This is a genomic window from Opitutia bacterium ISCC 52 (genome assembly GCA_014529675.2).
GTDB lineage: Bacteria > Verrucomicrobiota > Verrucomicrobiia > Opitutales > UBA2995 > UBA2995.
The window spans coordinates 1,967,782-1,980,499 of sequence record CP076040.1; the positions used below are offsets into that span (position 1 = coordinate 1,967,782).

5 protein-coding genes are annotated in these 12,718 nt (G+C 48.7%); 1 reads left to right on the top strand and 4 read right to left on the bottom strand.

Annotation, left to right across the window (positions count from 1 at the left end; all coding sequences use genetic code 11):
- Window positions 1-70: 70 nt before the first annotated feature.
- The 4 genes from GA003_08405 to GA003_08420 form a co-directional block, all read right to left on the bottom strand.
- On the bottom strand, window positions 71-1,684 hold the full coding sequence (locus GA003_08405; protein QXD29968.1) for a DUF1552 domain-containing protein: 1,614 nt from the start codon (window positions 1,682-1,684) through the stop codon (window positions 71-73).
- Window positions 1,685-1,718: 34 nt separating this feature from the next.
- Complete coding sequence (locus tag GA003_08410) at window positions 1,719-3,686, bottom strand: DUF1592 domain-containing protein (protein ID QXD29969.1); 1,968 nt, start codon at window positions 3,684-3,686, stop codon at window positions 1,719-1,721.
- A gap of 142 nt (window positions 3,687-3,828) precedes the next feature.
- The gene (locus tag GA003_08415) at window positions 3,829-5,304 is read right to left on the bottom strand and encodes a DUF1501 domain-containing protein (GenBank protein QXD29970.1); all 1,476 of its coding nucleotides are present in this window, start codon (window positions 5,302-5,304) and stop codon (window positions 3,829-3,831) included.
- A gap of 451 nt (window positions 5,305-5,755) precedes the next feature.
- Complete coding sequence (locus tag GA003_08420) at window positions 5,756-10,927, bottom strand: DUF1553 domain-containing protein (protein ID QXD29971.1); 5,172 nt, start codon at window positions 10,925-10,927, stop codon at window positions 5,756-5,758.
- Window positions 10,928-11,093: 166 nt separating this feature from the next.
- Here GA003_08420 and GA003_08425 point away from each other — a divergent pair, with 166 nt between their 5' ends.
- A complete protein-coding gene (locus GA003_08425) occupies window positions 11,094-12,710 on the top strand; it encodes an amidase (protein QXD29972.1) in 1,617 nt (538 codons plus the stop codon).
- Window positions 12,711-12,718: the final 8 nt, after the last annotated feature.

Sequence of the window (12,718 nt, forward strand, 5' to 3'; positions counted from 1 at the left end):
CTTCAGAAATCGATTGTTGTCTGACGTAATGGAGAAGAAATAGGAGAGCAATTACTTCTGTCGACTTAATCTAGCCATTTTGAGTGCCCGGTTTACTATTACCGAATAAGCTCTTCAATTCCGTTACTTTTGTAATTAATAATTGGGTACCTACGGCAGAACCGTTTCCTGTTAGGGTGATAGGAGTTCCAACGTGGTAGGCCAAATTGAAGTCATGGAAATCGCGAAATGAGATTTCTATTTTCACAGATTCCTGACCTTCAACATCGATATAGAAGATCTTTGCCTCATCCAGATTATCGGACATGCGCAAGCGACCTTGAGCCGTAATAGTTTCCGTAGAATGTTTCACCCAGCTGTTGAACGGTTGCTCCTTGAACTCTTTGAAGTGTCCTCCGTCTAAGCCAGGTAGTGGGTTGCTGGAAGAGGAGTAATTTTCGGCATCAACACCAAACGTTTTTAGCAGGGAAAGGTGAAGGCTGCTCACCTCTTGGTTTTTTGCGTAACGAATATACCTGCCTGTTTTAAGGCGCCCCTGACCATTGCCTGCGAGAATGATCGGAATACGTTGGGCGGTATGGTTGTCGCTGTGTCCCATCCCTGAACCAAAGAGCACAATGCTATTGTCCAGCAGTGTTCCATTCTGATCCTTGTAGCTTTTCAGCTTAGTAAGGAGATAATCAAATTTCTCCATATGCCACAGGCTTATTTTTAGGAGAGATTCTAGATTCTTTCGGCTGAAGTTTCTAAAGAAATGAGACAGGTAGTGGTGTTGTTCATTTACTCCCAAGAAGTCAAAGATCATGCGACTGTTGCTATTACCCAGCATATAGGTGATGCACCTGGTAGAATCCGTCCACAGAGCCAATGCAATCAAGTCAATCATCGTGTCGACTTGTTCATTGAGATTTCCGCCCACGGGTGGACGTTGGAGATCGGCCAGATCTATGGGGGAAACCGGTTTTGATTTCTCTATGTTTTCGATTCTTCGTTCGGTATCTCGAACCACAGTGAGATACTCGTCTAAGGTTTGTTTATCCTCAGAACCGGCATCGCGTATCAACGCTTTGGTATCGTCTTGAACACGATCGAGCAGGCTGCTCATTCGCTGACGTTGATTGGGGTCGCTCAGGGGATTTCGGAAGAGTCGATCAAATACGAGTTGAGGATCGCTTTCTCGCGGTATGGCACCTCCGTCCTTGTCGTATGAGATATAGCTACAGCCAAATTGCCCCGTAAATAGTCCTTCCGTAGTAAGTTCGAGTGATCGATGAGCTGTGCCATCACTGACCTTGTCGGCGATCATTTGATCTACTGAGGCACTGTCCTTATTCTCATGGTGACCAGACAGGAATCGACGTGTCGAATTGGCATGGGAGGAAAAACCAAAATCCCCCATGTTGTCCAATATGAGCAGGTCTTCCTTGTGCTTGGCGAAAGGGGCCATGAGTGGAGACATGCGAAAGTCAAATTCGGTGCCACCGTTGATATTCCAGGAAGGAGGGTGAACTCCATTGGGTTTAAATAAAGTAAGAAACCTTAGGGGGACTTTACTGGCTGTTTTTGTATTGCCGATAGCATGGGTGGTGCTTGCATCCATCAAATTTAGGAATGGCAGGGGAAGCACAGCTCCGGCGACGCCTCTGAGAAATGTCCTGCGATCAATTTTCCAATTTCGGGCCATTTTGAATAAGGTAGGAGTTCTTGGGTGGAAAGTATCAGGGAAGAATTGTTTCGTTGAATGGCAGACTCAATGCCACTTCAACAAAGAGATCACGCCATGAACCGTTGTTTTCGTCAATCTTTTCGGTAATCGCATCAATGGTCGGACGATCAAAGGCCTCAAGCTTTCGACAAAGCGCGTATGCCAAAGTCTGCTCAACCGCATTGTGAATGATGTCCTTCCGCTTGGAATTAAGAAGAATCTGTTTTAGCCCTTCGTAATCTTCGAATCTTTCTCCACTGGGAAAGCGTCCCGAACTATCCAATACGTCGAGCGTGTCATCATGCTCTTTCTTGCGTCTGGGAGGTTTATAATCGTCAGCTAGTTTGTAGAGGCCGGCGTCATCGTAGATTTGCATGGAAAATCCTAAGGGGTCGAGCCGATCGTGGCATCGGGCACAGGTTGGGTCGCTGCGATGTTGTTCAAATCGTTCGCGAAACGTGAGGTCTTCGTCCGGCAGTGTAGCCTGAATCGCGGGAACGTCTGCGGGCGGTTCTCCGAGTCGTTCGCCTAGAATGCGTCGAAGCATCCAGGTTCCTCTGAGGATAGGCCCTCGATTCATCGCGAGAATGCCCGGCATGGTTAGCATACCGCCGCGACCATCGTACTCTTGCAGCGTCATTCGCTGATTGGGCACGAGCTGCCGTTCAATCCCTTTGGGTTTCTGGTATTTCACCAGCTGCGATCTGTTTTTAGGGTAATAGCCCGCAGTGATATAATTGGCAAATGCGACTTTTGAGTCGATGAGCTCTATGACAGGTCGATTTTCAGTAAAAAGGTAATTGAGAAAATCTATTGGCTGACTTCTTAGAGCATCCCGTTTGGTGACGTCTTTGTCTGCATTATCAATGTCTGCCAAGCCCAGCCACTGAGCACCAAAACTTTCTGCCAGAGATATCGATTTGGAGGACGCGAGCATGCGGTTCACTTGAGCCTCCAATTGGGAGCGCGTGCTTAGTCGCTTTCGTTTGGCTGCCCGAAGTAATTCTTCATCCGGCATATCTTCCCACAGAAAGTAAGATAAGCGTTCGGCCAGTTCATAGGAATCTACTGCTTGTTGTTGCCCTGATATCCCTTCCATTAATAGCCCTCGGTAAAGAAAGGAAGGGGATACCAGGAGGGCTTTGATCTCATCCTTGGCTGCCTGGACCAGGGCTTCACCTTTGAGCCCCTTGATTGACGCAAGGATCTTTTCGGCGCTCTTCCTCTCCAGAGGACGGCGGTATGTTTGAAGACTGAAATGCTTAAGCAGCGATCTGGCCTGCTTCTGGTTAAAATCCTTGGTTTCAAAATGCGGCGGAAGTGACTGACCTATTATTGTTGCCAGAGCATCTCTTCGTTTTGGCGTAAACAGTTCGCTTAAAGCCCTTTCTGCCAAGTAAACATACTGCTCCCAGGTGTTGGCATCCAAGCTTACGCCATGAGTGTCGTTGACAAATCCACTTTCACCAGGCGGGTCAACAGGAAGCAGTTTTATGGCCAGGGAACTTTCTGTTCGCGTTTGCTCCGCGGCCATCACCGTATTCTCCAGTTCGAAACCAAACAAGGACGTTAAGGTGTTTCGATACTCAGGCGCAGATAGGCGTCTCGGCTTAAATTCAGCAGGTCGGGCTTCAACGGTATGGATGAACCGTTCTTCGTACCAATCAATGATTCCTTGTGCTTCTTCGATACTTGGACGCTTTTCTTCCTCTTCAGGAGGCATTTCTTCGTAAGCGAGTACATAGGCGACGGTTTCCCAGATTTCGAAATGCGTGGCAAAGTCCTTCTCAGATTTGATCAAGGTGAAGTCTGTGTCTCCTTTTACTTTTTCGCCACCATGGCATTTGATACAGTAGGAATCTACAAATTCTAGAACCTCAGAATCATTTGGGAGGCTATAAAGATCGACAGCGGGAGCTAGGAATAGCAGGATGAGCAGATAGCGGTAGAGGTGTTTAGGAATGCTGACGATTGAGATCATTAGGGAAGACAATCTTTGTTCTGCACGGATCTGTTTTTCTAACAAGAGAAAATTAAGGTGACGCTCTATTGGCCGAAGCAGTGAGCGGATAATCGATCGTTTTCAGATGCTACCAGAAAAAGCTAGGCTCAAATGAATTCGTTTAAGCAAATAGCGCCGAAACGCGTTCGGCTTTTACTAACTCACGAGGTTGATTGAGATGATTGTAAACGATGGTGGTCGGATCGATGCCCATGGCGTGGTAGACCGTGGCCAGAATTTCGGTAGGGTGAACCGGTTTTTCTATGGGCGCTGAGCCAGTCTTGTCGGACTTGCCATGAACATAACCCCGTTTGATACCTGCTCCACCAATGACGCTGGTGTAACAGTAAGGCCAGTGGTCCCGTCCATCCGCACTGTTGGTATTGCCAGAAGTGGATACACCTTTCTCCGGGCTTCGTCCAAATTCACCAATTGCTACAACGAGAGTCTCGTCGAGTAATCCTCGGTCATCGAGATCTTCGAAGAGTGTGCTGAGGCCTTGGTCCAGCATGGGGCCGGATTGTTCCTTCATGCGTTTGCTCAGGCCTACGTGGTGATCCCAACTGTGATTATCGGAATTGGCGACTTTCGGCCAAACGACTTCAACAACCCGTGTGCCAGCCTCTACCAGTCGTCTTGCCAAAAGACAGCTCTGCCCAAACGTATTTCGACCATAGCTGTCACGCAATTTTTCATCCTCTGCCTGAATATTGAAAGCGTCACGAGCACGTCCACTAACCAGAAGGTTCAGGGCCTGATCATAAAACTCATCGATGTTGTAGTCTTCTACGGCTTTATCGATAATTGGCATTTGCGCGTTGATGGCTTCTCGAAGGCTCGCGCGGCGACGTAGTCGTGCCGAGAATACATCGGGTCGTAGTTGGAGGTCATCGACTTTGATGCCATCCATTTTATCGTGTTTCATGTCATCGCCTTCAGGAAAGAGATAGTAGGGGTCGTAAGCTTTGCCCAGGAATCCTGCAGTTCCACCTTTATTGACCACGTTCGACTCTTGAAGGGGGCGGGGAAGCATGACGAAAGGAAGCATGGGTTCGTCCGTTGGTTTAAGCCGTGTAATGTTGGAGCCGAAGTTTGGGAAATCTTTTGGAGTCGGTGGTTCTAACTGACCGGATGGGCTTACCTTGTCAGTCGTATATCCGGTCATGATTTGGTAGATCGCTGCCGTATGGTTAAATAAACCATTGGGCGTGTAGCTCATGGATCGTATCATAGTGAATTTATCGTTCACTTTTGCCAGCTTTGGCAGGATATCCGTAAATTGGATACCCGGGATCTTAGTGGAAATGTTATTAAACTCCGATCGCACATTGTCCGGCACTGAGTTTCTCTCTTTCGGATCCCATAAATCTAAATGGCTGGGGCCACCTTGGAGGTAAACCATGATGACGGACTTTGCTTTTCCCCAGCCTGGCCCACCAGCAAACTCACTCGAAGCCGAAGCCGATTGAGCACGGAGAACAGAGTTGAGGGTTAGTCCTAGCATACCTGCTCCACCCACACGTAAAAAATCACGTCGACTGGTATTGAGATGCGAATCGCAGAGGTCTTTTCCTTTAGGTCCTGGTACTCTGAACATGGTAGTGTTTGGGTTGAGTTAAAATGGTTCTTATTGAGTTATTACGCCCTGATAGTTTGAAGTTCTTTTGTGCGATCGCGGGATAAACCCGCTTCTACAGTTTTTCCATATACCCACGAGTTTCGACGTAGATTTCGGAGGGCTGACAGGAGCAAGATGTTGCTTTTGACGACCGATAGACGAGTGAGCGCACGTCCTTTCTTTTCCAAAACCTGTAAGGTCCGATTGGGATTCCGGGTTTCTCACGGAGTTGAGATGTCGACATTGAACTCTGATAAGCAAGGGAGCGCACTGCTGTGCCTGACTGAAGGTTGGAGGAGTGAATATTCGGCATGTCAGCCCGAAGGTGTTTGTGAATAGAGCCTTCCTAGGGTTGGAATAACTCAATCCAGTTTCATGCTTTATTCTTAAATGATTTGTCATTTGCAAACACCTGGTGAGAAAGACGGAATTAGTGGTTAAAGAGGAAGGCGGAATTATTGATCAGGGCCCAGGCGAGATCCTGGGCAGCTGTCAGTCTGGTATTGCCGGCTTGTTGGCTGGAGTATTGCGCATCCTTTCGTAACTGAACTAACACAGGATCGTCCTTAACCGGAAGTTCAGCCTTGGCCAATGCGGCTTTGAGTAATTCCATTTTGGGATCCAGCGGTATTGGTCGCTTGGCTACCAGCCATTCATGGCGCCTGTTTAAATAATCTGGGTCTTGAAATTTAACCCATGCTTCGAGGCTATGGCCATCTTCCTCATTTCGAAGGTCTGAAGGTTTTTGCAGGATCGTAGCGATGGCTTCAGGCAGACCGAGATTAACGGGGTCGCTCGAGTCGGTGGCTAGTAAACGGAATTTACCAAGTGGCCAGTCACCGTCTGAGTAACGACAAACAATGGTCACCGTTAGGTATCCGCCTTCCTCGTCAATTTCCAATGGTTCACTGAGTTTCATGCGGGCCCAATGAGGTTGTCGACCTGCTCCTGCGACTGACCAGGCTTTGTCATTTCTTTCATTGGCACCGTTAATCAACTTGGCGACATCGTAGCCTTCAGCGACATAATCGGCCGCGGCTTCGGAGAAGCTAAGTTGTACCAGATCTTTTGGTTTGGGATCTTCGAGCGTTGAGAAGCTCGCTTTTACTTCGCTCACTACGAATTCTCCAGATTCACGGAGTCCAGGACCAAACCCAGGAATGGAATCCTCAGTAAGCGTCTCCAGCATGAGACCCGTCAGGGTTTGTGACGAAACCGGAATCGTTATTACGTAATCAATATTCCTTCCATTCAAGTCAGAGACCAAAACAGATGCGTCATCCTTAACTTCAAGCTTCGCCTTTCCAGCTCCTGTTTTTGCATCGGATGGGGTGAGCGCTTTCCATTCTGTCTGGAATCGATCCGTCGTAATAGATCCGATTGTCTGATTGGTTTTGTGGGTAAGGATTTCTGAATCAAACAGATCTAATCGAGTTTCGTTAGAGGCTATGAGTTGCTTGCGCTCTTGTTTGGCGATGCTCTGCTTCTTTTGGTATTCAGGCATATAGTCATCCATTTCTGTCTGAGCTAAGGTCATGTTCTGATAGCGATTGGATTCTAATACTGACTTTTTGTAGACCCAATCGCTCTCCATCTCAGCTAACTGCCGGAGGAGGTCAGCATGATCCTGTTCGATTAATTCCCAGCTCTTTTTAACCAACGCTACCTCTGTTTGCGTCGCCTGACGATTCAGGATCCGTAAGTAGATCTTTTCAATCAAATGAACATCCTCTGGCTCTTGCTCCACTAGCTCTGCAAGCGCATTTCTTGGATCGCCAACCGCTTCTGCAATCGCCGGACCACTGAGCAGAGACATGACTGCACCTAGTTGTACGTCGTTGGTGCGGTCGCACTCGCAGGAGGATTCCCTTGTCGGTCGCCCGAGGTTCGCCAGGAAACCGCTTTTAGTATCGAGTTTGGCATCTGCCAGTTGCGCTGCTCGCATGCCGGGTTTAGCGCCAGGGATGTTGGGAGTAGATCCGGTGACAGCATGAACTGCATCGTAAATAACTTCGGCGGGAAGTCTGCGCGCCTTTCCATGAGAGTAGTTAATCTCATCATCTTCGTTAAACGGATTGGTTTGAATCGATAGCTGATAGGTACGCGAATTGCAGATCTCCTTTATTAAAGCTCTTACGTCGAACCCGGAATCTATAAAGAAATCAGTCAGGTAGTTCAGTAGTTCTGGATTGGTTGGAGGATTGCCGGCACGTATGTCATCGATGGGTTCAATGATCCCAGTTCCAGTGAGATATCCCCAGATACGATTTGCATAGCTCTTGGCGAAGAATTGATTATCTTCCGCAGTGATCCAGGCAGCGAGCTGTTTTCGTCTGGACGGTTGCAGGTTGTTTTCATCCTTTATTGCCTTCGACGTAGCCGGGTAGGGGAAAGCTGGGTTCGCTATCTCGCCGGTTACGATATTCGTAACCGTGCCTTCGGTGAGATCTGAAATGACCTCATAGAGGGGTTTGGCGTTTTCGACCGCGCTCCCGCCAATATTTTTTTCGGGTGCGTTTTCTTGGTCTCGCTTAAGCCCGATTTGAGAAAAGAAAGCGGCCGTCTGATAGTAATTGTCGACGTTCCACTTTTCAAATGGATGGTCGTGGCACTTGTTGCAATTGAACCGGGTAGCTAGAAACAGGTGAGTAGTGTTTTCAACGAGCTCTTCGGGAGTTCTTAGAATCTTATAATAAGAAGCTGCAGGGTTTTCTTTGTTAGAGCCACTGGCTGTCAGTATCGAATAAACGAATTCATCGTAAGGCCGGTTCTCGGATACCTGGTCGTGTATCCAGTTTCTGAATAATTGCGCCCCGTCTTTGCCAAGGAATTTAGAATTCACCTGAAGCATATCAGCCCACTTGTTGCTCCAATGGTCCACGAATTCTGGTGATCCGATGAGAGAATCGATCATTTCGGAACGTTTCAGCTTGGTTGGGCGATCGTCTTTGAGAAAGGAGATGATGGCTTCAGGGGTTGGTGGCAGTCCATTTAGGTCTAGATGAATGCGACGCACAAATGCCTCATCCGATGACAGTCCAGATGGGAGGATTTTCATGCGCTGCCATTTGGCGGCGATTAAGTTATCGATGTCGTTCCAGGTGTCAGGTTCTTTCCATTCAAAGCCTGTGCGATCTCCCATTACTGTAAGAGTGGTCGCTGCGTAAGCGCCTTCATAGCGAGCAAGGATAGGGGCCTCGCCACGTCGCAGGGTTCCTATGAGGCCAAAATCATCAGCAAAGGCTACTTCTGTATTACCGATCTCAACAAAAGATTCCAAGGTGACATCACGCTGAGATCCATTGGGGTAGTGAGCAATGACACGGATTTGTTGGCTGGAGCTAATGGATTGAATCACCGGGTTTTGTGGTTGGAGCTCAATGCGCTCCACTTTTTCTGAATCCGCATCGAACTGAGCACCATCTGAGATCCACTGGCGAATCGTGTTGTAATAATTGGAGCCGATTTCGGTGACCATACTACCTTCATGGGGTACGGCACCGGTTGCTTTGAGTAGCATGAGGGAATCATCCGGGGAAGCGAAGTTCACTCTTCTGGCCGCATGATCGTCGCTAAACGCACGCACGTCGAAGAGATTGTCGTAGCCACGCAAACTTAGTTTGAATCCTGCCTTACCATCCTTGGCTCCATGGCAGGTGCCAGCGTTGCAACCCAAACGGGTTAAAATCGGATTCACGTCTACCAGAAAGTCGGGGGTATATTCATCCTTGAATCCATTTACTGAAATTTTGGCGAAGGCTTTTTTGCCATTGAAACTGGCGGTCAAGGTACCACGACCATTAGTGTTAGGACGAACGACTCCCCGATCATCAACCGAGGCCACCGTCTTACTGAGGGTCCAATCTACTTGCCGTGTGAGGTCTATCGCTTCGCCCGATGCGAGTTCGCCATTAATCAGGACCTGATTATAACTCATGGGTCCGTTCAGTGTAATATTCGCAGGATAGATGGATAAGGAAACAAGCTGTTGGCTTTCGTTGAGTGGATTTAATCCCTGGTTGGCCTTACCCTTCTTCAGGTTAATTGGATTTTCTTTCACTTTATGCTTTGCCAACGATTTCGAGTCGGAAACCTCCACGGGTATAATGCTATTTCGGATTTCACCACTCGATGCATCGACAAATAGGATGCGTCCATCCGAGGTGCCTGCGGCTACCGTTTTTCCATCCGGTGAAAAAGCGACCGAAAAAACAGGGGAATCGATATCAAAGGAATGAAGTTCTTCTGCTCCACGTGTATGAAATTCCTCGATTTTGGGATCGATGTTCTTGGTTCCATCCGGATTGCGTCGGGCTGTTTCGAATCGCTTTTTTAATTCAGGAGTAATCGTTGCATCGTAATCTGACTTGTAGAGTTTGATCTGGCCCAATCCGTTTAGGCTCGAAGCGGCGGCAAAGCTCTTAGCATCTGGTGCGAAAGCAGCGCTCCAGATGCGCCCAATCATGGCAGGGTATTTGCGAATGAGATTGGCATTGTCTCCGATCTTACGATCTGTCTCGCGATGCATTCGGTAAATCTGTGGAACTCCATCCGAACCGCCCACTAGTATGTGGTCCCACTCAGGGTGGCTATCAATGGCATTCATGCCGCCTTTGAGTGCGTTTGGCGTTATGGAAGTTATATTATCAATAAATCGTTCGGTTTCGACATGGGTAAGCTTGGCACTCATGTCACGACTGACGGATACAAGGTGCTGACCGTCTGCGGACCACGCTGTATCCAGAATCCAATCACTATGGCCGCCCATGATGAAAATTTCTTTCTCTTTCTCGACATCGAATGCATGCACCGTGTTGTCAGGCAAACCATAAGCGACATACTTTCCGTCCGGTGACCAACTGGCTCCGTAGGCGGTATCAAATCCGACGGGCTTGGAAAGAATCAGGCTCCCCTTGGCAATATCCCAAATTTGTATTTCACCCATGCGGCCGGGTAGTCCGCCAGCAACGGCCAGCATATCGCCGTTCGGCGAAAATCGTGCAGATTCGATTCTTTCGGATAATCCAATGAGTCGAGTGATTAATCCTGACCCATCCGCCTTGTGAATGAGCACTTCATGGAAACCGGCAACCGCGAGCAGCTCACCATCCGGAGAATAATCAAGGGAAGTCAGAACCGGTGGAACCGCGTATTGGGGTGGATTGTCGCGGTCGTAGAGTTGTTTTGCATTTTCCGGGGTGTCGTCACTGGCCCCCGTGGCAATCCACTTGGTTACCAGCTCTAGTTCATAAGGCGTGAGAGGTTCATCCTTCTCAGGCATTTCAGGACGTTCGTCTCCTGGTTGGAGCGTGACTACATCGATCAGATAACTTTCCTCGGGTTTGTAGGGTATGACAACCGCTTCGCCGCCCTCACCACCGGCAAGGAGGGATTCCACGTCCGTCATTATATAATCCGCCTTCGACCTGGATGGCTGGTGACAGCCATGGCATTTTTCCTGAAAAATAGGTCTTATGTGTTCATAGTAGCTGATTCGCTCAGGGATGCCGACATCGGGTTCGTTCGCGTGAAGGGCAATAGAAGTGAGCAGGCACGCAAACGCGAACCAACAGGGTCGAAGTAGGGTAGTGGCAGAAGACATGATTTTCCGTTACGCGTGAAGCGAAGCTCGAGTCTCACTAATACGGCCTAAGAATAGTGGATATTCAAGGATTTTCCCATAGTTCCCGCTGGCCCTTATTCTTTGGTATTTCTTCAAAATTATTGTAGCGCAATCATTTCAAAGCGTTGAGTATATTAAGATCTTCATGAGCCACTCCTTTTCAGTTACTTCCTTTTTTCTTCCTAGTTGGATTATTTTATTCCTGTCGGGGTGCGGAGAGCCAGGAATGGAGGAACCAGGACCGACCGCGAGCTACAATGAGTTTCCGCTTCTGGAGGCTTCGATCCAGGAGCTCCAGTCAAAGATGGAATTGGGTGAACTCAGTTCCCAGCAAATTACAGAGCTCTACTTGGATCGTATTCTTGCCATCGACAAAGACGGTCCGAAACTGAACTCGGTGATCGAGATCAATCCGGACGCCCTGGAAATTGCGGCCGCGATGGATGAGGAACGAGCCGCCGGAATGGTTCGTGGTCCCATGCACGGGATCCCTGTCATGATCAAAGACAATATCGATACCGCGGACCAGATGATGACCACGGCTGGCGCGACGGCGTTGATCGGAAACTATGCGAAGGAAGATGCCTTTCTAGTGAAGAAACTTCGGGAAAGCGGAGCGGTTCTGCTTGGGAAAACGAATCTTAGTGAATGGGCTAACTTCAGGTCCTTTAAATCATCAAGTGGCTGGAGTAGTCGTGGTGGACAAACAAAAAATCCTTATGTGCTCGACCGCAATCCCTGTGGATCCAGCTCTGGATCCGGAGCGGCGGTGTCAGCGAATCTATGTGCCGTTACCATCGGGACAGAGACCAATGGCTCGATAGTGTGTCCCAGCAACGCTAATGGGGTGGTTGGTATCAAGCCAACGGTTGGGCTCATTAGTCGGAGTGGGGTGATTCCAATTTCATTCTCGCAGGATACGGCCGGACCGATGGCTCGTTCGGTAAGCGATGCGGCTCTGTTTATGGGTGCTCTTGTTGGCGTCGATGATCGAGACTCCAAATCGAAAGAAAGTGCAGGACACTCGCATGATGACTACACTCAGTTTTTAAATGAGGATGGTCTCAGGGGAAAGAGGATAGGCGTTTGGACCTCCAAGCTATCCATGCATTATGGTGTTGAGCCAGCCATGGAATCCATTTTGAAACGCATGGAAGAAGCGGGTGCTGTATTAGTGGGTCTTGATGAGATCGTTCCTGATAGCGGTGACATGGGCGGAAAATCCTTTCTACGCATGCAGTATGAGTTCAAGGACGGATTAAATAAATACCTGGAAACTGCCTCACCAAGCTCCGGTGTAAAAACGCTGGCGGATATCATCGCTCACAATCGGGAAAACGAGGCAGAGGCCATGCCTTACTTTAAGATGGGCATTCTCGAATTGTCTGAGACCAGGGGAGATCTTCAGGAAGATAAGTACCTGGATATCCGTGACTCCATCACAGACCGGACCCGAGAAGGGATTGATGAGGCAATGAGCTCACATGACCTGGATGCCATTTTTGCTCCTACTGGAGGACCAGCCTGGTGCAGTGATCCGGTCAATGGGGATCGAGGTGTAGGAGGCAGTTCTTCACCCTGTGCCTGGGCAGGTTATCCTATCATCACTGTACCGGCGGCATCGGTTCATGGATTGCCCCTTGGTGTTTCGTTTATGGGACGAGCTTGGTCGGAAGGAGAGCTGATCGAAATTGCCTACGGCTTTGAACAGCTGACCCAGGCGAGAAAGGCGCCGGAGTTTTTACCTACGATTCAGTATTGAATAGTAGC

Excerpts from the sequence above, each read along its gene's own strand:
- GA003_08410 (QXD29969.1), bottom strand. The coding sequence starts at position 3,686 with ATGATCTCAATCGTCAGCATTCCTAAACACCTCTACCGCTATCTGCTC.
- GA003_08425 (QXD29972.1), top strand. The coding sequence starts at position 11,094 with ATGAGCCACTCCTTTTCAGTTACTTCCTTTTTTCTTCCTAGTTGGATT.
- GA003_08405 (QXD29968.1), bottom strand. The coding sequence starts at position 1,684 with ATGGCCCGAAATTGGAAAATTGATCGCAGGACATTTCTCAGAGGCGTC.
- GA003_08415 (QXD29970.1), bottom strand. The coding sequence starts at position 5,304 with ATGTTCAGAGTACCAGGACCTAAAGGAAAAGACCTCTGCGATTCGCAT.
- GA003_08420 (QXD29971.1), bottom strand. The coding sequence starts at position 10,927 with ATGTCTTCTGCCACTACCCTACTTCGACCCTGTTGGTTCGCGTTTGCG.